General features: G+C 57.5%; 14 protein-coding genes. 4 read left to right on the top strand and 10 right to left on the bottom strand.

Going from position 1 to position 20,664, the window contains the following annotated elements; genetic code table 11:
- The first annotated feature begins 29 nt into the window (after positions 1-29).
- The gene (locus NMK_RS03255; RefSeq protein WP_109014316.1) at positions 30-869 is read left to right on the top strand and encodes a hypothetical protein; all 840 of its coding nucleotides are present in this window, start codon (positions 30-32) and stop codon (positions 867-869) included.
- Between the two features lie 13 nt (positions 870-882).
- A complete protein-coding gene (locus NMK_RS03250; RefSeq protein WP_109014398.1) occupies positions 883-1,692 on the top strand; it encodes a DODA-type extradiol aromatic ring-opening family dioxygenase in 810 nt (269 codons plus the stop codon).
- 21 nt (positions 1,693-1,713) lie between these two features.
- On the opposite strand, the gene NMK_RS03245 is transcribed toward NMK_RS03250, so the two are convergent.
- From NMK_RS03245 to NMK_RS03225, 5 genes are read right to left on the bottom strand one after another with little or no spacing between them, the layout of a single operon-like run.
- The gene (locus tag NMK_RS03245) at positions 1,714-3,159 is read right to left on the bottom strand and encodes an efflux transporter outer membrane subunit (protein ID WP_109014315.1); all 1,446 of its coding nucleotides are present in this window, start codon (positions 3,157-3,159) and stop codon (positions 1,714-1,716) included.
- Positions 3,160-3,170: 11 nt separating this feature from the next.
- Complete coding sequence (locus NMK_RS03240) at positions 3,171-6,284, bottom strand: multidrug efflux RND transporter permease subunit (RefSeq protein ID WP_109014314.1); 3,114 nt, start codon at positions 6,282-6,284, stop codon at positions 3,171-3,173.
- 1 nt (position 6,285) lies between these two features.
- Positions 6,286-9,378: an MdtB/MuxB family multidrug efflux RND transporter permease subunit gene (locus NMK_RS03235; protein WP_109014313.1), complete on the bottom strand. Its 3,093-nt coding sequence runs from the start codon at positions 9,376-9,378 to the stop codon at positions 6,286-6,288.
- On the bottom strand, positions 9,375-10,727 hold the full coding sequence (locus NMK_RS03230) for an MdtA/MuxA family multidrug efflux RND transporter periplasmic adaptor subunit (RefSeq protein WP_109014312.1): 1,353 nt from the start codon (positions 10,725-10,727) through the stop codon (positions 9,375-9,377). Before NMK_RS03230 ends, NMK_RS03235 begins: the two co-directional genes overlap by 4 nt.
- A gap of 20 nt (positions 10,728-10,747) precedes the next feature.
- On the bottom strand, positions 10,748-11,215 hold the full coding sequence (locus NMK_RS03225) for an OmpH/Skp family outer membrane protein (RefSeq protein ID WP_227871335.1): 468 nt from the start codon (positions 11,213-11,215) through the stop codon (positions 10,748-10,750).
- Between the two features lie 298 nt (positions 11,216-11,513).
- Here NMK_RS03225 and mqo point away from each other — a divergent pair, with 298 nt between their 5' ends.
- Complete coding sequence (gene mqo / locus NMK_RS03220; protein ID WP_109014311.1) at positions 11,514-13,001, top strand: malate dehydrogenase (quinone); 1,488 nt, start codon at positions 11,514-11,516, stop codon at positions 12,999-13,001.
- Positions 12,994-14,223 carry an SGNH/GDSL hydrolase family protein gene (locus tag NMK_RS03215; protein WP_227871334.1) on the top strand — a complete coding sequence of 410 codons (1,230 nt, stop codon included), beginning with the start codon at positions 12,994-12,996 and terminating at the stop codon, positions 14,221-14,223. The genes mqo and NMK_RS03215 overlap by 8 nt, the downstream gene beginning before the upstream one ends.
- Positions 14,224-14,229: 6 nt before the next feature.
- Here the strand turns inward: NMK_RS03215 and NMK_RS03210 are convergent, their stop codons facing one another.
- From NMK_RS03210 to NMK_RS03190, 5 genes are all read right to left on the bottom strand, one after another.
- Positions 14,230-14,661, bottom strand: a complete 432-nt coding sequence (locus tag NMK_RS03210; protein ID WP_109014397.1) for a DUF2721 domain-containing protein — start codon at positions 14,659-14,661, stop codon at positions 14,230-14,232.
- A gap of 15 nt (positions 14,662-14,676) precedes the next feature.
- The gene (gene tpiA, locus NMK_RS03205; RefSeq protein WP_109014309.1) at positions 14,677-15,468 is read right to left on the bottom strand and encodes a triose-phosphate isomerase; all 792 of its coding nucleotides are present in this window, start codon (positions 15,466-15,468) and stop codon (positions 14,677-14,679) included.
- A gap of 254 nt (positions 15,469-15,722) precedes the next feature.
- A complete protein-coding gene (locus NMK_RS03200) occupies positions 15,723-16,724 on the bottom strand; it encodes an AraC family transcriptional regulator (protein WP_227871349.1) in 1,002 nt (333 codons plus the stop codon).
- A 12-nt stretch (positions 16,725-16,736) separates the two neighbouring features.
- Entirely contained in the window at positions 16,737-17,825 is a 1,089-nt protein-coding gene (locus tag NMK_RS03195; RefSeq protein WP_227871333.1) for an NAD-dependent epimerase/dehydratase family protein, read from the bottom strand.
- 266 nt (positions 17,826-18,091) lie between these two features.
- Positions 18,092-20,632, bottom strand: coding sequence for a CHASE domain-containing protein (locus NMK_RS03190; RefSeq protein ID WP_109014307.1), 2,541 nt, complete (start codon positions 20,630-20,632; stop codon positions 18,092-18,094).
- Positions 20,633-20,664 lie beyond the last annotated feature (32 nt).

Below are 20,664 nucleotides of genomic sequence, written 5' to 3'. Positions count from 1 at the left end.
GCCATCAAAATCACAGGGGGAAACAACGCATGACCAAGGTTCTTAAAATCTCGGCCATCATCTTGATCGCGGGAGTACTGGCTGTCTGGTTCGGCTTGCCCGACCTGCGCGATACCTTGATCGCCCATGTAAAGCGGCTGTCTGCCCCGGCATTCGTGCTGGCCCCCAACGACATGAAACCGCAGCCTCAGGCGCAATGGCTGGAAGCCTATCGCAGCCTTGGCTACGATCTGCAATGCAACGGCAATCCTGCTCCGCAAGCGCGTGTTTCAACTGACGACGACACGGTTTGCACCGCCATCATCAAGTCGTATGACGGCATTCCAGCCGATAGCGTGGACTTCCTGTTCCATAAGGGCGAGTTGCAGCACATACGGATTGGTTTTCCCGACACATCGATGGAGGCACTGCAAGCCCACCTGAACGATGCTTTCTCGAAGTCGCGGCGGCTGGATCAACAGCCTGGTGCGGAAATATTCGGCAAAAACGTTCACGTATGGCCGGTTGCCGAGGGTGTCGTCATCATCCCGCGCACCGTGGCTCCCAACCAACCGCTCACGCTGATATGGACGTCAAAATCTTCCTTGCTGCGCGACTTGGAGGCCAAGAAAGACCGGGCAATGCAGGAATTGCAGAAACTGCGGGAAAAAGCACAGTCTGCTCCGGCTGTACCGGCCCCCGTCGTTGAAACCGCGCCCGAGGCTGAATCCGCAGCTGCGGCCTCTCCTGCCCCTTCAAAGCCGACACACAAGCATGGGAACACCCGCCATGCGACGGTATCAAATCATGGTACGTCGCCCGATGCCGACTTGAGAAAGTGCCTGGATATGCCCACGGACCGCGATGTCGCTCGCTGCGCAGCCCATTGAATGCAAGATTGAAATGACCGCCCTTCCCACTTATTTCATCTCCCACGGCGGCGGCCCCTGGCCGTGGATGGATTGGCGGCAGATGTTCGGCAATCTCGAAGCTTCGCTCAAGGACATGCCGCGACAAATCGACATGAAGCCCAAGGCGGTACTGGTGATTTCAGGCCACTGGGAATCGCGAGAATTCGCCATCATGGCAAACCCGCATCCGCCCATGGTCTACGACTACTCCGGTTTTCCGCCGCACACCTACGATGTGGTCTACCCTGCTCCTGGGGCACCGGAATTGGCGGAGCGCGTTCACAGCCTGATCGAAAAATCAGGCCTTCCGGCCCGATTGGACATGACACAAGGTTTCGATCACGGCGCCTTTGTCCCGCTCTATGTCATGTATCCCCAGGCCGATGTGCCGGTGATCCAGCTTTCACTCAAAACCGGTCTCGATCCGGCAGAGCATCTAGCCGTCGGCCGAGCACTGGCGCCGTTGCGCGAGGAAGGCGTGCTGATCGTGGGCAGCGGCTTGAGCTATCACAATCTACGTTTGATGGGGCCGGCGTCTAGAGAGCCTTCGAACCTGTTTGATGCCTGGCTGCAGCAGGCGTTATTGCATTCCGAGCCGGCAGTTCGCTCGCAAAAACTGATTGATTGGGGACAAGCGCCGGCAGCCAGGATTGCGCATCCGCGAGAAGATCATTTGCTGCCACTGATGGTGGCGCTGGGTGCCGCTGAAAATGAAACCGCCGCTATGGTCTACCACGACGAAGGATTATTCGGCGGCATGACCGCCTCCAGCTTCCGTTTCGGCGAAGCTATCCACCGGTAGCGCAGGCGATCTTCGCAACAATCAATGTTCGGCTTTCGGCGCTTGCGCTACTTCGTCCAGCTCCGACACATTCCAACCACCGCCTAATGCCTTCACCAATTGCACCGCTGCCGTCAGGCGGTTGCCCAGAATCGCCAGCGCATTCCGCTCATTAGTCAGCGCGATGGTCTGCACGTTGACCACGTTGATATAGCTCACCGTCCCGGCCTTGTACTGGTTGGTCGTGATCGCCACCGATTCCCGTGCCGCTTTCACCGCCTCGTCCTGCAAGCGTGCCTCCTCTTCCAGGATGCGCAACGAGGAAAGGTTGTCCTCGACCTCCTGGAACGCCGTCAGCACGTTTTGGCGATAATTGGCGACGTTCTCGTCGTAGGCGGCGATCGCTTGCTCGGTCTTGGCCTTGCGCAAGCCTCCGTCGAAGATGATCTGGGCCAATGACGGCCCCAAGGTCCAGAATCGGCTCGGGTAGGTCAGCCATTTGGCGAAACTGGCGCTTTGGAATCCCGCTGCTGCGCTCAAGGTCAGGTCGGGATAGAACGCGGCCTGGGCCACGCCGATCTGGGCGTTGGCAGAAGCTGCGCGGCGCTCGGCGGCGGCGATATCCGGACGGCGCTCCAGCAAGGCGGATGGCACGCCAACGGGAATGTCCGGCAGCGCCAGGTTGAACGTGACCGGTGCGATGGTGAACTCAGCCGGCGCCTTGCCGATCAGTACGGCGATGGCATGCTCCAGTTGCGCGCGCTGCACGCCCACGTCCACGGCTTGCGCCTGCGCCGATTTGAGCTGGGTTTCCGCCGTGACCACGTCGCCGCGCGCCACCACACCCACGGCGTATTGGTTCTTCGTGAGTTGCAGTGATTTCTCATAAGCGGCGACGGTATCGTCCAGCAGTTTCTTGCGTTCGTCAGCCACGCGCAGCAAGAAGTAATCCTGCGCCAATTCGGCCTGGGCGCTCAATTTGGCGGCTGCAATATCGGCTGCGCTGGCTTGCACATCGGCGTTCCCAGATTCCACCGAACGCTGGACCTTGCCCCAGATATCAGGCTCCCAGCTTGCATCCAGGCCGAGCTTGTACAGCGTGGAGGTGCGGCTGATGTTGGTGTTGGTCGAACTCGTGCCGCCGGAACGGCTACGGGTGACCGAACCGCTGCCCGATACGGTCGGGTAGGAACCCGCTCTCGCCTGCTGGGCCAGGGCGCGAGCCTGCCGGAATTGCGCCTCGGCGGCGCGGATGTTCTGGTTGGAGACTTCCACCTGCTCCGCCAGGCCATTCAATACCGGATCGTTGAAGGACTCCCACCATTTGCCGCGCGGCAGTTCGTCCTTGGGCTCGGCCGCTTTCCAGCCTTGGGCTTCCTTGAAGGTTGCAGGTGTGGCGATCTCGGGTTTGACATAGTTCGGCCCAACGGTACAGGCACCGAGCATGGCGGCGAGGCTAATGGCGAGAAATGAATGAGCGTGACGCATGCAGCAAATCCTCAATGCAGTGCCGGGGCCGAGTTCGGCTCGCCGCGGAACGTGCGGCGGAATGACCGGTTGAACCAGAGACTGAAACGGTCGAGATACAAGTAAACCACCGGCGTGGTGTAGAGCGTGAGCAACTGGCTCAACAGCAGCCCGCCGACGATGGAAATCCCCAGCGGCTGGCGCAACTCAAAGCCTTCGCCGATACCGGATGCCAGCGGCAGCGCCCCCAGCAGCGCGGCCATGGTCGTCATCATGATGGGGCGGAAACGCAGCAGGCAGGCTTCGTAGATGGCTTCCCTGGGCGAAATACCCCGGCTGCGCTCGGCGTCCACGGCAAAATCCACCATCATGATGGCGTTCTTTTTCACGATGCCGATGAGCAGGATCAAGCCGATCATCGCCATGATGTTGAGCTCGGAATTGGTCGCCTGCAACGCCAGCAGCGCGCCGACGCCGGCAGAAGGAATCGTCGAGATGATGGTGAGTGGATGGATATAGCTCTCGTACAACACGCCCAGCACGATATACACCGCCAACAAGGCAGCTGCGATCAGCCACGGCTGGTTTTTGAGCGATGCCTGGAATACCTTGGCCGTGCCCTGGAAGCCGCCGCGTATCGTGGCTGGTACACCGAGGCCGGTGAAAGCCCTGTCGATGGCCGTCGTGGCTTGGGATAGCGAGACGCCGACCGGCAGGTTGAACGAGATGGTCGATGCGGCGAATTGCCCCTGGTGATTGACCGCTAGCGGTCCGGTAGAAGACTCGAACCGAGTGATAGCAGTGAGCGGCACCTGTTGCCCGCTGGACGTGATGAGGTAGATGTCGCGCAAGGATTCCGGGCTTTGCCAGTACTGCGGCGCGACTTCCATAACCACGTAATACTGGTTGAGCGGCGCGTAGATGGTCGATACCTGGCGTTGTCCGAAGGCGCTGTTGAGCACGGTATCGATATCGCGTGCCGAAATGCCCAATCTTGCCGCTGCGTCGCGATCCAGCGTCAGACGCGTCTCGAAACCCTTGTCCTGCTGATCGGTGTTCACATCCACCAGTTGCGGCAGCTTGGACATGGCGGCCCGAATACGCGGCTCCCAAGTGCGCAATTCTTCCAGGCTGTCGCCCTGCAAGGTGTATTGGTACTGTGCATTGCCCATGCGGCCGCCCATGCGGATGTCCTGCACCGGCTGCAGGAACAGGCTAGCGCCGGGAACCCGGGATAAGGGTTTGCGCAGCCGCGCCATCACTTGATCGGAGCTTTCGTGCTGGGCGCGCTGGTTCAACGGCTTGAGCGTCACGAACATGAAACCGGTATTGCGCTGTCCGCCGCCGACGAAGCCGACAGCGTTTTCCACGGCAGGATCCTTGCGCACGATCTCGATGAATGCCGCCAGTTTCTGGCGCATGGATTGGAAAGAGCTGCCTTGGTCTGCCTGGATTCCCCCCGCCAAGCGTCCCGTATCTTGCTGTGGAAAAAATCCTTTTGGTATAGCAATATACAAGTAAATATTAAAGCCGATTGTCAATATTAGAATCAGCAAGGTAATGACGCTGTGGCGCAACACGACGTCCAATGTGCTGCGGTAGGCGGAGAGCAGCGCATCGAAACAACGCTCGGCAAAAACGCTCAACCGCCCCTGCTGTTGGGGCTCGTGGGTTTTCAGCAACCGTGCGCACATCACCGGGGTGGCCGTCAGCGAAACCAGCAAGGAGACTGCCACGGCAACCGACAGCACCACCGCAAATTCGCGCAGCAACCGCCCCACGATACCGCCCATCAGCAGCAGCGGGATAAACACCGCAACCAATGAGATGCTCATGGAAATTACGGTGAAGGCGACTTCGCGTGTGCCCTTGAGCGCCGCCTCGAAAGGCCGCATGCCGGCTTCGATGTGGCGCGAGACGTTTTCCAGCACCACGATGGCATCGTCCACCACGAATCCCGTGGCCACGGTCAGCGCCATGAGCGAGAGGTTGTCGAGGCTGTAGCCGCACAGGTACATTACGCCGAAGGTGCCGATCAGCGATACCGGCACCGCGACGCTGGGAATCAACGTGGCACGGACGTTACGCAGGAAAATGAACACCACCATGATGACAAGGCCGATGGAGATCATCAGCGTGACCTCCACGTCGTGCACCGATGCACGAATGGTGGGAGACCGGTCGCTCACCACGTCCACATTGATGGCGGCGGAGATCGAGGCGCGCAGTTGCGGCAGCGTAGCTTTTACCCGGTCTACGGTCTCGATGATGTTGGCGTTAGGCTGGCGGCGGATCTGGATCAGCACCGCCGGCTTGCCATTGGACAAGCCCTCGTTGCGCACGTCCTGCACCGAATCCGCCACCTCCGCTACGTCGGAAAGCCTCACCGCAGCACCGTTTTTATAACTGATGATCAGCGGCATGTATTCCTTGGCGGTGTGCGCCTGGTCGTTGGCGTAAATCTGCCAATGGCGATCTCCGGCCTCCAAGGTGCCCTTGGGACGATTGGCGTTGGTCGCGGCGATCGCGCTGCTGACTTGCGTAATCGGGATGCCGTATTTGCTGAGTGCCGTAGGATTGAGTTCTACCCGTACCGCCGGCAACGAGCTTCCGCCCACGCTGACCTGCCCTACCCCTTTCACCTGCGAAAGCTTCTGTGCAATGACGGTAGATGCCGCATCGTAGAGCTTGCCCTGCGGCAGGCTGTCGGAGGTGAGCGCCACTATCATGATGGGCGCATCGGCGGGGTTCACCTTGTGGTACGTCGGATTGGTGGGCAATCCGGAAGGCAGCAGTTTGCGCGCGGCGTTGATAGCGGCTTGCACGTCGCGTGCTGCGCCGTTGATGTCGCGTTCGAGGTCGAACTGCAAGGTGATGCGCGTGGAGCCTTGCGAGCTCATCGACGTCATTTCGTTGATGCCGGCAATTCGGCCCAGGGAGCGCTCAAGCGGGGTCGCTACTGCCGTCGCCATGGTTTCCGGGCTGGCGCCGGGCAGGTTGGCCTCGACGGAGATGGTCGGAAAATCGACTTGCGGCAGAGGTGCGACCGGCAGCAATCCGAACGAAACGATGCCCGCCAGGGTGATCGCCAGCGTGATGAGGCTGGTTGCGACCGGACGATGGATAAAGATCGCCGAGAAGTTCATCTCACGCCTCGACAGGCTTTCCGCGCCATTGCGCCATTCGTCGGCCCAAACTGTCGAAGGCGAGATAAATCACGGGCGTGGTGAACAAAGTCAGCACCTGGCTGACGATCAAGCCACCCACCATCGTTAATCCCAACGGATGGCGCAGCTCAGACCCCACGCCCGCACCCAACATCAACGGCAATGCTGCCAGCAAGGCGGCCATGGTGGTCATGAGAATCGGCCGCAGGCGCAGCAGACAAGCCTGGTATATCGCCTCGCGCGGCGGCAAGCCCTGATCGCGCTGCGCTTCGAGGGCGAAGTCGATCATCATGATGGCGTTCTTTTTCACGATACCGATAAGCAGGATGATGCCGATGATGCCCACGATGCCAAGGTCGTTACCCGACAGCATCAGCGCGAGCAAAGCGCCGACGCCGGCGGAGGGCAGCGTGGAGAGGATCGTCACTGGGTGGATATAGCTCTCGTACAGCACGCCCAGCACGATGTACATGGTGACGATGGCCGCGACGATGAGCAGCAGCTCGTTGGCAAGCGAGGCGCGGAACGCCGTAGCCGCGCCCTGGAAAATCAGCTGAGTGCTTTGCGGCAGGCCGAGTGCCTGCTGCGCTGCGTCGATCTCCCCGACTGCATCGCTAAGCGAAGCCCCAGGCGCAAGATTGAACGAAACATTGGCCGCCGGGAATTGCCCGAAATGGTTAACTACCAAGGGCGCCTCGCGTTCCCCGATCTTCGCCACCGAACTCAATTGCACCTGTCCGCCACTCGCAGTGGGTACATAAATGCCGTTGAGCGCCTCCAGCCCGCGCCGATGTTCCGGCCCGACTTCCAGCACCACGCGATATTGGTTTGACTGCGTGAAGATGTTGGAAATCAGCCGCTGGCCGAAGGCGTTGTAGAGCGCGTTGTCGATAGCCGCCGTGGTAATCCCCAAGCGCCCAGCCGCATCGCGGTCGATGTCGAGATAAGCTTGCAAGCCCTTGTCTTGCAAATCGCTGGCGACGTCCTGCACCTTGTTCGACTGGCGAAGCCGCTGCACCATTTTTTCCACGCTGGTCGACAGCACTTGCGGGTCGGCGTCCTCCATCACGAATTGGTACTGGCTGCGGCTAACTCGGTCCTCGATGGTCAAATCCTGGATCGGCTGGGTGTAGAGCGTAATGCCGCTCACCGAAGCTGCACGATCTTGCAGGTTGCGCATCACCGCCGCGATATCGCCGTCGCGCTGTTTCTTGGGCTTGAGGTTGATCAGCATGCGCCCGGTGTTGAGCGTGGCGTTGCTGCCGTCCACGCCGATGAAGGACGACAGGCTTTCCACGGCCGGATCTTGCAGCAGCGCCTCCGCCAAGGCCTGCTGCCGCTCTGCCATGGCCGAGAACGAGACCGAAGGATCGGCTTCGGTGATACCTTGCACAACGCCGGTATCCTGCACCGGGAAAAAGCCCTTGGGAATCGCGATATAAAGCACCACGGTCAAGGCCAGCGTGCCCAGCGCGATCAACAGCGTCAGCGGCTGATGGTCCAGCACGCGGTTGAGCAGCGAGCCGTAGGCCTTGGTCATATGCTCGATAAAATTACCCGCGGCATGATAGAACCATCCGCGCCTGGTCTCGCCTTCAGGCTTGAGCAGCCGTGCGCACATCATCGGCGTCAGGGTCAGCGAAACTACGGCCGAAATCAAGATGGCGATGGCGAGCGTGATGGCGAATTCGCGGAACAACCGCCCCACGACATCGCCCATGAACAGCAACGGAATCAGCACCGCAATCAAAGACAGCGTGAGCGAAATAATGGTGAAACCGATCTGCTTCGAGCCCTTGAGCGCTGCGTCCAGCGGCTTCTCGCCCTGCTCGATGTAGCGGGCAATGTTCTCGATCATGACCACGGCATCGTCCACCACGAAACCTGTGGCGATCGTCAGCGCCATCAGGGTGAGATTGTTGATACTGAAATCGCCCAGATACATCACGCCGAATGTGCCCATGAGCGAAATCGGCACCGCGACGCTGGGAATGAGCGTGGCCGGGATGTTGCGCAGAAACAGGAAAATCACCATCACGACGAGCGCGATGGACAACATCAGCTCGAACTGCACGTCTTTCACCGACGCACGGATGGTCGTCGTGCGGTCGGTGAGCATGATCACGTCTACCGCGCCGGGAATCGACACCTGCAACTGCGGCAAGAGTTGCTTGATGCGGTCTACCACCTCGATGACATTGGCGCCGGGCTGGCGTTGTACGTTGAGGATCACGGCCGGATCATGGTTGGCCCAGGCGCCGAGTTGCACGTTTTCGGCATCGTCCACTACGTCGGCAATATCATCCAGGCGAATCGGCGCACCGTTTCTATAGGCCACAACGATCTGCTTGTATTCGCCCGGAGACTTGAGTTGGTCGTTCGCCTCGATGGTCGAGGCGCGCATGGCACCGTCGAAGCTGCCCTTGGCCTGGTTGACGTTGGCGTTGGTGATGGAAGTACGCAGGTCTTCCAGCGAAAGGCCATACGATGCCAGCGCCTTGGGGTTGGCCTGCACGCGTACCGCAGGGCGCTGTCCGCCGCTGATGCTGACCAGGCCGACGCCGGAAAGCTGGGAAATCTTCTGGGCAATGCGGGTATCCGCCAGGTCTTCCACCTTGATGAGCGGCAGTGTTTTCGAGGTCAGCGCCAGTGTGACAATGGGCGCGTCAGCGGGATTCACCTTGCTGTAGATCGGCGGCGTCGGCAGATCGTTGGGCAGGAAATTGCCCGCGGCATTGATGGCTGCCTGCACCTGCTGCTCGGCCACGTCCAGGTTAAGCGATAGGTTGAATTGCAGCGTGATGACCGATGCCCCGCCCGAACTGCTCGAGGACATCTGCTTCAACCCCGGCATCTGGCCGAACTGGCGCTCCAGCGGTGCGGTGATGGAAGACGTCACGACATCCGGGCTGGCGCCGGGATACAACGTCGTGACTTGGATGGTCGGGTAATCGACCTCGGGCAGCGCCGACAGCGGCAGAAACTTGTATCCCATGAAGCCCGCCAGCAGGATGGCGAGCATCAACAGCGAGGTGGCGACCGGTCGGAGGATGAAAATCCGGGAGGGATTCATTGCGCGCTCCGGCGGTGTTTACCCCCTTTATTCTGGCCGCCCGGCCCGGCTTTGCCCGATGTCTCGTCTCCGGTGACCATCTTCTCCAACGGCTTCACGGGCGAGCCGTCGCGCAGCTTATCCGCGCCGTCGACCACGACGGATTCGCCCGGTTGCAAACCGCTCACGATCGCGATCATCTCGCCTTCTGCCACGCCGGTTTTCACCGGACGCATTTCCACCTTACTGGCGGGCCGGCCATCTGGCTTGGCGGCGCCGGGCTTGTTGTCTTGAGGCTTGTCATGCGGGGGTGTTGCGTTGTCCGGTGCTGCGCCATCCGGTTTTGAATGCTCTTTGCCTGGGGTTACCACGAACACAAAATCGCCGTTGCGACCTCGCTGCACGGCCGCAGAAGGAATGGTGACCGCGTTCTTCAATACATCCACGAGCATGCGGACGTTAACGAACTGGTTGGGGAATAGCGTGTTGTCGTCGTTTTTGAACTCACCACGCAGCTTGAGCGTGCCGGTGGCGGTGTCGATCTGGTTATCCAGCGTCAGTAGCGACCCTGTGGCCAGTTTATTGAGCTTAGCCTTGTCCCAGGCCTCCAGCGGGACCACACCGCCAGCCTTGAGCCGCTGCGTCACCGCCGGCAGTTGGTCTTCGGGAATGCTGAACAGCGTGGTAATCGGCTGAAGTTGGGTGATGGTGACAATGCCGCTGGCGTCCGAGGCATGGATCATGTTGCCCGGATCGACGGCACGCAAACCGACGCGACCTCCGATGGGTGCGGTAATGCGGCAATAGCTCAGTTGCAGCTTGGCGCTGTCCACCTGGCCCTGGTCCACCGCGACTGCAGCGCGTTGCTGCCGCACCAATGCTTCTTGCGTATCGACCTGCTGCTTGGCGATGGAATCCTGCGCCAGCAGCGTCTTGTAGCGCTCCAGGTCGATCTGGGCGTTTTCCAGCGCGGCTTTGTCCTTGGCCAACTGGCCGTTGGCTTGCGTCAATTGCACCTCGAAAGGCCGCGGGTCGATTTCGGCCAGCAATTCGCCAGCCTTGACCAACTGCCCTTCGCGGAAATATACCTGCATCAACTGCCCATCGACGCGGGCCTTGACCGTGACCGCATTGCGCGGCGTCACGGTGCCCAAGGCATCGAGGTAGACCTTGACGTCGCCCTGCCCCGCCTTGGCGACCAGCACCGGCGTCGGGCGCCCCTTGGCATCGAATTTACGCGATTCGCCTTGCGGCGCTACCGCATGCTGTCGATAGTAGAAAAATCCGCCGGCGACGATCCCGGCCAGCACGAGGGCGCCGACCAGGATACGAGTGCCGGATTGTTGTTCACTGGGCTTCTCGATGGGCATATGAAAGTTAGACGGGCACCTTACTTACTGCTTGGCGCGGCACCCAGAGATTTAAGGACTTTGTCGGTAATGTCGGTGCGCTTGTTGGCATAGACGATCCCGCTGTACACCACCAGATCGTAGCCTTCGGATTCGGCAATGGTGTTGATGGTCTTGTTGATGCGGTCTTGCAGGGTTGCCAACTCTTCGCTCTTGCGAATGTTGATGTCTTCGTTGAGTTCGCGCTGCTTACGTTCGAAATCGAGGCGCAGGCTGGAAGCATCCTTGCCAGCGGTTTCCTGGTCGCTGATCTGCTTCTTCAGACGGTCGAGTTCTGCCGCGCGGGGGCTGAATTCCTTTTCCAGCTTCTTGCCGACTTCTGCGGTCTGCGGCGCATTCTTCAGCAGACGGTCGACATTGACGAAGCCGACCTTCATGTCGGCAGCAGTCGCGGAAAAGACGCTCAGGGCGAGACTGGCAGCCAACAGGGTTTTCAGAAATTGGTTCAATTAAGTTCTCCTTGCAACGTTTGAAAAGTTAACCTGGGCGTGTATCCCCGGTTTGTCATCAGGTGCTTTTTTTGTATCGGTTTGTATCCGGCCAAGCATACTAAAACAAAACCTTCGAATTATGACCGTTTATGCCAGGGCAATAATTCAAATCGGATTAAATTTTTGTAAAAACCCGGCCCAACCCGCTTATTTTACAGAAGCCTTTGAGATGCCTATCATTCGGGGTGCGCCTGAGTCCTTCGGGCCGGCTTTTCGATCCAATTTCCGATCCAAACTTTAACGAATCGATTTTTCAATGCCCGAACAACAAGTAGATGTGCTGCTCGTAGGCGGCGGCGTCATGAGCGCCACGCTGGGCACGATGCTGGCACAAGTCGACCCCAGCCTTTCCATCCTCATGGCCGAGCGCCTGGACCGCGTTGCCGCAGAAAGCTCAGATGGCTGGAACAACGCAGGCACCGGCCACGCCGGCTATTGCGAGCTTAACTACACTCCGCAAGCTGCAGATGGCTCCGTTGCTATCAACCGCGCGCTGGCCATCAATGCGGCTTTCGAAACCTCGCTGCAACTCTGGTCCGGACTAGTAGAGAAACGGGTGCTGCCGGAGCCCACCAAATTCATCAATCCGGCGCCGCACCTTAGCTTGGTGTGGGGCGAAAATGACGTGGCGTTTTTACGCGAACGCCACGCCAAGCTAAGCGCCCATCATTTGTTCGCCGACATGCAATACAGCGAGGATCGCGGCCAGCTTGCCGAATGGATGCCGCTCGCCATGCAGCAGCGCGACTCGGCGCAGGCCCTGGCTGCCACGCGCGTCGCTTACGGTTCCGATGTCGATTTCGGCGCGCTGACCCGTCATTTAGTTTCTGCGCTCCAACAGCATTCCAATTTCGAACTACGGCTCAAACATGAAGTCGCGTCGCTGGATCGTCTTAAAAACGGCAAATGGCGCGTGCGACTGCGGGATCATCAAAACGGCAAGGATACGGTGGTCGAGGCCGGCTTCGTCTTCCTCGGTGCGGGTGGCGGCGCCCTGCCCTTGCTGCAAAAATCCGGCATCGCAGAAAGCCGCGGCTACGGCGGTTTCCCCGTCAGCGGGCAATGGCTGGTATGCAACCGGCCTGAAGTCGTCAGCCAGCACCATGCCAAGGTCTACGGCAAAGCACCGCTGGGCGCGCCGCCGATGTCGGTGCCGCATCTGGATACACGCATCATCGACGGCAAACCCGCGCTTCTGTTCGGCCCATTCGCAGGCTTTACTACCAAGTTCCAGAAGCGTGGTTCGTACCTGGACCTGATTTCTTCCATCAAGCCCAACAATCTTAAATCGATGTTGGGCGCGGGTTTTCACAACATGGACCTCACCCGCTACCTGATCGGCGAAGTATTCCAGTCGCATGCCGAACGTGTCGCCGCGCTGCGCAATTTCTACCCCGATGCGCGAGAAGAAGACTGGACCCTGGCCTTTGCCGGCAAGCGCGTGCAGATCATCAAGCAATGCGGCGAAAAATGGGGCAAGCTCGAATTCGGTACCGAAATCGTAGCCGCAGCGGACGGCTCGCTGGCTGCGCTGCTTGGCGCATCTCCAGGCGCATCCACCTCGGTCCCAGCCATGATCGATGTGCTGAAGCGTTGCTTCGGCAAGCGTTTCGACGAAGCGGCCTGGCGCGACAAGATGCAGGCCCTGGTGCCGTCTTACGGGCAATCGCTCGTCGAGAACGCCGATTTGCTGCATCGAGTACGACAACGCACGCTTTCAATCCTGGGATTGCAGCGTGACTAAAGCGATGCCGGCGCGGTGGCTTTCCCTGATCGCTGCCGCGCTGCTCGCCTGCGTTACCCTCGCCTGCGCCGAAGAGTCTCCCGCCCGCTGGGCCGCTACCTGGACCGCCAGTCCGCAGCCGGTTTGGGATAACAGCTATCCCACTCCCGTTCGCATTCCCGAATCCCTCAACAACAGCACCGTGCGGCAAATCGCCCGTGTCAGTCTCGGCGGTAAGCGTTGGCGCGTGGTGATTTCAAATCGTTTTGGGAAGACGCCGCTGCATCTGGGCGAAGCTCATCTCGGGCTCAGCCAGGGTGCGGGCAACCTCGTTGCCGGTTCGGATAGAAAACTCACGTTCGGCGGTAATGCCTCGATAGATATTCCGCCCGGTGCACCTGTCGTCAGTGACCCGGTCGAACTGGAGGCCCAGCCATTCTCCAATCTGGCCGTCTCCATCTACCTGCCGGACTTAACACCGCTCACCACCTTCCATTGGGATGGTCTGCAGACGGCCTATATCGCTCCCGGCAACGTCAGCGGCAATGAAATCGCCGTCTGGTCCGGCCGCAGCAAATCGCGGGTGTTCGTCAGCGAATTGTTGGTCGAGACCAGGTCGGAAACGCGTGTCATCGCAACCCTAGGTGACTCCATTACCGACGGCAATGCCACCACGCAGGACGCCAATCGCCGCTGGCCGGATTTGCTCGCGCAGCGTTTCGCCAACAAACCCGTCGCCGTGATTAACGCCGGCATTTCCGGCGCCCGCTTGCTGAAAGACCGCATGGGCACCAACGCCCTCGCCCGTTTCGATGATGACGTGTTAAGCCAGCCGGGCATCGCCAGCGTAATCGTGCTGCTGGGCATCAACGATATCGGTTGGGCGGGCAGCATCGACAAAGGGGCGGAAATACCCAAAGCGGAAGCGCTCATTGCGGCCTACCGTCAATTGATTGCTCGGGCGCATATCCACGGTGTTCGTGTTATTGGCGGCACCTTGCTGCCCTTTGAAGGTGCGGTTTATTACTCGGCGGAGAAAGAAAAGGTTCGGCAGGCGCTCAACCAGTGGATACGCACGAGCGGCGAGCTCGATGCCGTGGCAGATTTCGATGCTCTGCTGCGCGATCCGGCACATCCGGGAAAACTGCTGCCGACCTATGATGTAGGCGACCATCTGCATCCTAATGACGCAGGCAGCCAGGCGATGGCCGACGGCTTGGATCTAAAGACGCTGCTTCCCTAGAAAAGCCTAGCGACGGCTCTGTACGATAATGCTGCCGGTGGCGAGGAAAATCTCGCGCAAAAAGCACAGCAGGCCGGAAATCAGCGCCACCATGGCCGAGATAAACAGCAATGACACCGCGTTGGAAGGATCGACGCTCATTTGCGCGCCGACGAACAAGGCCGCAATGACGATACAAATCAACAGCGCCGAGCAGGTGCACAGCGTAATCGCACGGTTCACCCACTTCGAACGCCGCATCAGCACCGACATTTCCACATCGTGCGCCTGGCGCACGGCTTCCGACGCATTGTTGAGCGCCCGGTAGCGGTCCACGATGCGTGCCAGCCGGTTCGACAATACGGCCAGGATGGAGCCGACGCCCGTCAGCAGAAACACCGGCGCAACGGCCAGTTGAATCACATGGGCGACGGACGTGAGTTGCGTGACGTTTTCCACCAAATCCCCACCCGCTTAAAGCGCCGCCGCCCAATGCATGGTCGCCGCATCGAGCGCGTTCGCCGCCAGGCAGATCGGCACGAAACTCTCTGCCGTGAGCGAAGCCCCGCCGATCAACCCGCCGTCGATATCCGGCATGCGGAACAACTGCGCGGCGTTTTCCGGCTTGACGCTGCCGCCGTATAGGATGCGCACCTTGGCCGCAATTTCGGCATCGCACCGGGCAATGCGGGCGCGGATAAAGGCATGGACTTCCTGCGCCTGTTCGGGCGTCGCCGGATGCCCCGTCCCCACCGCCCAAAGCGGCTCATAAGCCAGGATGGAATTCTTCAACACGCCCGGCCCGTAGCGCCGCAAGATGGAATCCAACTGGCGCCCGACAATGAACTCCGTCCAGTCCGAATCCCGCTCCTCGCGCGTTTCGCCCATGCAAAGGATAGGCGTCATACCGGCTTCTTGCGCCGCATGGAAACGCGCCGCGGCCGTATCGTCGGTCTCGTGGAACTGCATGCGCCGCTCGGAGTGCCCGATGATGACGTAGGTGCAGCCCCAATCGGTCAGCATCGTCGGCGAGACCGCTCCCGTCACCGCCCCATCGCCTCGAGCGCATAAGTTCTGTGCCCCCCAGGCGATATTCGTGCCTTCCAGCATGTGCTGGGCCTGGCAAAGATAGGGGTACGGCACGCAGACCACATAATCCGCATCCCTGGCCTGCCCAACCCCTTTGATGACACCTTCCAGCAGCACCTTGTTGGTGGCGATGCTGCCATGCATTTTCCAATTCCCGACAACCAGCTTGCGACGCATGATAAAAATCCTCAATCGAATCGTTCGATGATAATCCTAAAGGTGGGGGGACGTCAGGGGTTGGAGGCGCATTGAGACGTCTTAGCGCTCATTGGCAAGGCGGAGAATAGAATTTTCAGAATATTTTAGAGAGAGAAGTCCAGCCCTACTAAAAGACTGAGAATGCCGTGTCAGTAGGTTCGGCTTGTGAGCCAGCATAAGGTCTGAGCTACACTTCCCGAATACTTTGTTAACTTCATTCAAATCCAATTCAGTTAACTGACCAATTGCATTTCGGTTTTATGGCGATAGCTGCCTGGGGTCGTCCCCGTCCAATCCTTAAATGCTCTATTGAAGGAGTTGACGTCCTGGAACCCAAGCAAATAGGCGATCTCGCCTTGCGCCATGGCCGGTTTACGCAGGTAATGCATGGCCAGTTGCTGTCTCGTGGCATTGAGAACATCCGTAAAACTGGTCGATTCTTCGCTCAATTGCCGTTGCAAGGTACGGGTACTTACGGCTAATTGCTTCGCAACAAAATCAATTGAATACTGTCCGGCAGGCAATCCTTCCAAAAGCACTGCCTTAACGCGATCGCTCATCCTGGCCGTCGAATCAAGCGTCGATAGCCTCTTGCGCAGGCTTCCTTCAAAAAACTCCCACATTGATTCATTGGCCGTCAGGAAAGGCCGGACGCCATCCTGTTTGGAAAAAGAGACCCTAGTGAGCTTTCCCCGTTTGGGAGCAACCCCAAAATAGTCAACATAGGCTTCAAGCTGATCGGGCAATTCCGGCAGGACTATCTCCTTGGGGATCATCCGATAACGAGTGCCCAATCTCACGAGCTGCGTGATGAAGACAAGCTCCGTAACCGCCAGGTTTCGCGGCATAAGCCCATCATCCCCATAGCACTCCAATGTGATGGATGTGCGTTCTGCCCCCACATCGACGATCAGCGTCATCGGACCGATGAGTTTCTTGAAAGAGGATAAACGCTGGAGTGCGATATTCAGGTTCGGGCTGCATAAACTGGCAAAAATCGCAGGATCAAATGCCTCGACCGAGATCGCCTTCCCAATCTTGAGAGGAAGCATTTGAGTTCCATCCACTTGCTCAAGGGCATGCCATAACTGGAAATACTGCGCTGTGCTGACGGTGGCATCCTTGCGCGAGAACAAGTCCGAAGGAAGCCCCGCCAATCGCAATACGTCATCAGGATTAACGCCAATATCGCAGATCAGCAGCCGCCAGCCAGGCTGTACCGTAAATTGAGTCACGCGTTTCAATGGTTAAGCTTTCTTTGGGCAGCAAGCCTTAGGTTCGGGAAGCTGACCATGATCGATCAATTGTTGAAACATTTCCTGCATGGAGACTTGTAATGGCCGATAGCTCATGCCAAGTTCACGAATGCTTTTTCCATTGTCTCCAACCCATGGATAGCCTACGTTTCGCGACACGAATTTCCAAGTAGTGGTTTTGTCTGCCAACGGTCCCACCAACCATATCAGCCATTTAGGAAGCGCCCTTCGCGGGACTGGATACTGACTATATTGAGGTAAAAGGGCCTGGGCAAGACCTAAAAGCGATGTGTTGTGTCCTGAAATAATGTTTCGCCCGTTGGCGTTAGGCAAATAGGCCGCGCGAAGCTGGGCTTCGGCCAAATCGCGCACGTCGATAGCCCCCACCCCAATATCCGGAAGACCGGCCTTCAGCCGCCCATTCCCCAACTGACGAACCAGGTTGAAGCTTTCCGATGCTACATGCGGAATCGTCCCGGGACCAATCACAAAGCTGGGATTGATCACCACCAAACTCCATCGAGACTGACTATTTGCAATCTCCCATGCAGCTTTCTCGGCTGCGGTTTTGGAAAACGAATAAGGCTGATGATGCAATGAGGATGTCGTATTCCAGTGTTCTTCCGTAAACACCCCATTGGGGATATTTTCACGGTCCGCCGTATCGCCATAGATGGCTGCGCAACTGCTCGTCAAAACCACGCGTTTTACCGAGGCGGTTTTATTGACAGCATCGAGAACATTTCTTGTCCCAAGCACAGCCGGGTCGACAAGATCTTTTTGCGGATCGGAAATGTTCAGCGTAAAGGGGGAAGCGGTATGAAACACGATTTCACATCCGGCCATCGCATTTTCATACGAGCCTTGATCCAGCAAATCCGCCTTGAAGAAATGAATCGAGCCCGGCGACTTGGATGCCAGGTCGTTGAGGTGCTTGATCTTGTTGGCATCGGAAGGATCACGCACAGCCGCATGCACAGTGACGCCCTCATCCAGAAGACGCTTAACAATCCATCCAGCCACATAGCCGGTGGCCCCCGTAACCAATACAGGCTTGGTTTTATCTATATCGAGCATCATGCATTTCCTCTATTAAATTCGATACCAAAAAATTGAATTTTGATTCGTACTTCACAGAGAAATTGTCTGATGAAAGGGCTTTCTTTGAACTAGCGGATGGCGCCAATGCGTATTCCAATGGCGCCAAGAGGTGCGGGGTTAGGCCCTATTGAGATTAGCCACTAGGGAAATGTACGTTGTAACAGGTTGGAGATGGCAACTATCGACCCAAAACTGACAGTCAACTTCGGACTTAAGAAAGCTCAAGTATCATGACTATGAAAAAGCTAATTAGGAATAGTCGCTTGGTTCATTGATGAAATGCGATAGGTATTTTTTCCCGAGGCTTTTGCTGAGTACATTGCCTCATCAGCCCGCCTAATTAAATCTTCCTCGGTATTAGTCTTCTCGTTGTATTGCGCAATACCGATACTGATGCCTATTGTCACTTTGTTACCATCTAACTTAAAAGGTCTGGAAATGTTCTGAATAATCTTTTTTGCCTCAGCAATGGCGTCCTCCTCACTGTTCATGCCGCTGAAGATGATGGTGAATTCATCCCCACCCAAACGCGATACGGTATCGCTTTCGCGCACGCATTCAGACAAGCGCTCTGCGACGCCGATCAATAACAAGTCGCCCACTTGATGCCCCAACGAATCATTCACGGCCTTAAAACCATCCAAATCCATGTACAGCAAGGTTAGGCCGTTCCTATTGCGGCGAGCCATGAAGATGGCCTGGCGTAAGCGGTCGTAAAACAGAGTACGGTTTGGCAGATTGGTCAGCGTATCGTAGTGAGCCATGTGTTCGATACGCTCCTGCGCCAGCCTCTGCTCGGTGATATCCTGCACAGCGCCGATACTTCGTAGCATCTGAGTTTCCTTATCGTAAGAAATCTCGCCTTTTGCCCGTAAATACTTGACCCGGCTGTCAGTCATAAGTAATCGATGTTCGATTTCCCACGGCTGATGATGAATGACGGATTCCTTGAAGGCGTTATCGACTTGAGCACGGTCATCGGGGTGAATTGCCTCCAGTACCGCTTCATAAGTGGGTTGAAATGACGTGGGATCGCGCTCGAAGATCCGATACATTTCATCTGACCAGTCCAAACGATGGGTTGTTAAATCTTCTTCCCAACTACCCAAACGGGCAACACGCTGCGCTTCCTTTAGGCGCTCCTCGCTATGTCGCAACTCGCTGGTCATGTCCTGCGCTAACTTGAGTGCGCGAGCACGGCCAGCTGCTAGCAGCCACATGACTAATGAGAGCAAAATGGTAATCAGAAAACCGCTGGTTCGAATAGTTGTGATGCGCTTGGTATCAATGGTCGCTTCAAAGTTTGACTGGGAAGTTAGCATGACCGTCCATATTTGCCCTCTGGTCTTGATCTGGCTCGTGTAATGGAATAGTGGTGCAGTAGATTGCGCTTGGTCGGGACGACTATCGTAAATCAATGTTTCGGCGTTCGGTGTCGTACCCTCATAGATCTCAAGATCGATGTTGTGAACCTGTTCGCCTAGTATGCCGGCCATCAGGTCATTCATTCGGAAGGGTGCATATACCCAACCGAGAATATTGGAGCGGCGCTCTGATACGGTTGTATGCGGTCTGCCATTGAAGTACACCGGCAGGTACATCAAAAAACCGCTTTGGACTTCTCTGTCGGTCTCTTGTACCAGTTTGACCTTGCCAGACATGATGGATCTGTCCAGGTCACGTGCCTGCTCCATTGCCGTGCGACGTATCGGTTCAGAAAACATGTCGTAGCCAAAGGCGCGCAAGTTGCGACCGGAAAACGGTTCAATGTAGATAATGGAGGTGTAAAACTCGCGCTGCCCCTGAGGGGATAGCGTGTAGTCGGGGAATCCTTGTTTCCGCACAGATGAAATATGAGCAACTAGATCATCCGGATGAACAATTAGCGACAAGCCAATCCCGAGTATGCCTGGATAGCGTCTTTCCAAATCCAGAGACGATACAAAATCATGGAACTCGTTGCGTTCGACCTGTTGGGATGCGACAAACAATCCTCTAGCACCGCGCAGAATTTGTGCATAGGCATCTAGTCGCTGTTCGATACGTAATGTTACTTCTCGACCCTGATAATCAAAATAATCCTGCTGTTTGCTATGCGTTTCTGTGACGGCAAACTGCTGGATGAAGTAGACGGCAAGAAATCCTGTAACCAAAACTAGCAGCACGGGAAGGGCAATAAGGTTGGTACTGCCCATACGTGACTTTCGTGGCTCGTTAAGCAATGCGAGCATTAGCGGAAACATCACCACTACGCCCAACGTATCGCCCAGCCACCAGGGCAACCATTGTCTTGTGAAATCGGTGGCATTGATCACACCTACGGCCCAGAGACCACTCACCGAAAGCGTAGCACTCGTTACGCACATGAGCGGAGTAAGCGACAAGAACAATAGGCTATTACGGATATTAGTTAAGGAACCTTGTTGATCAATTATTCGGCGTAAAAACCAGCCAGCCAGGGCCGCTTGCAACATGGAAGCAACGGCAACGATGAAAGCTACCTCGACATCCTGGAGTACGATCTTGTGATTGCTGGTATAGCCGACCCACTCATTAAGCGTCAGCGACCCAAGAAAAATCCATGGAAGTGTCTTTCGGCCGCCGATGAAAACAGCCGCAATCGCTATTCCGGCGGGAGGAAAAATGGGACTGGCATAGCCAGGAGGAAGCGCCAGCATCAACGCAAGCTTGCCGCTAGCGATATATGCGACAGTCAGCAGCAAGTAGGCCATGAGTGCTAGCCGCTTTTCGGAAACATACCCCTGAAAATCGGCGATGATTGCCATCTATAAAGTGCCCCCTGATGGTTGAATCGGCA

The organism is Novimethylophilus kurashikiensis, from assembly GCF_003112435.1.
Classification (GTDB): Bacteria; Pseudomonadota; Gammaproteobacteria; order Burkholderiales; family Methylophilaceae; genus Novimethylophilus; species Novimethylophilus kurashikiensis.
Note: the sequence above shows the minus strand (reverse complement) of the source record. Positions and strands in the feature narration are given on the sequence as shown.

Bases quoted from the DNA above. Each gene is read 5' to 3' on its own strand.
- NMK_RS03235 (WP_109014313.1), bottom strand. From the start codon at position 9,378: ATGAATCCCTCCCGGATTTTCATCCTCCGACCGGTCGCCACCTCGCTG.
- NMK_RS03250 (WP_109014398.1), top strand. From the start codon at position 883: ATGACCGCCCTTCCCACTTATTTCATCTCCCACGGCGGCGGCCCCTGG.
- NMK_RS03230 (WP_109014312.1), bottom strand. From the start codon at position 10,727: ATGCCCATCGAGAAGCCCAGTGAACAACAATCCGGCACTCGTATCCTG.
- NMK_RS03195 (WP_227871333.1), bottom strand. From the start codon at position 17,825: ATGATGCTCGATATAGATAAAACCAAGCCTGTATTGGTTACGGGGGCC.
- NMK_RS03245 (WP_109014315.1), bottom strand. From the start codon at position 3,159: ATGCGTCACGCTCATTCATTTCTCGCCATTAGCCTCGCCGCCATGCTC.
- mqo (WP_109014311.1), top strand. From the start codon at position 11,514: ATGCCCGAACAACAAGTAGATGTGCTGCTCGTAGGCGGCGGCGTCATG.
- NMK_RS03240 (WP_109014314.1), bottom strand. From the start codon at position 6,284: ATGAACTTCTCGGCGATCTTTATCCATCGTCCGGTCGCAACCAGCCTC.
- NMK_RS03190 (WP_109014307.1), bottom strand. From the start codon at position 20,632: ATGGCAATCATCGCCGATTTTCAGGGGTATGTTTCCGAAAAGCGGCTA.
- NMK_RS03255 (WP_109014316.1), top strand. From the start codon at position 30: ATGACCAAGGTTCTTAAAATCTCGGCCATCATCTTGATCGCGGGAGTA.
- tpiA (WP_109014309.1), bottom strand. From the start codon at position 15,468: ATGCGTCGCAAGCTGGTTGTCGGGAATTGGAAAATGCATGGCAGCATC.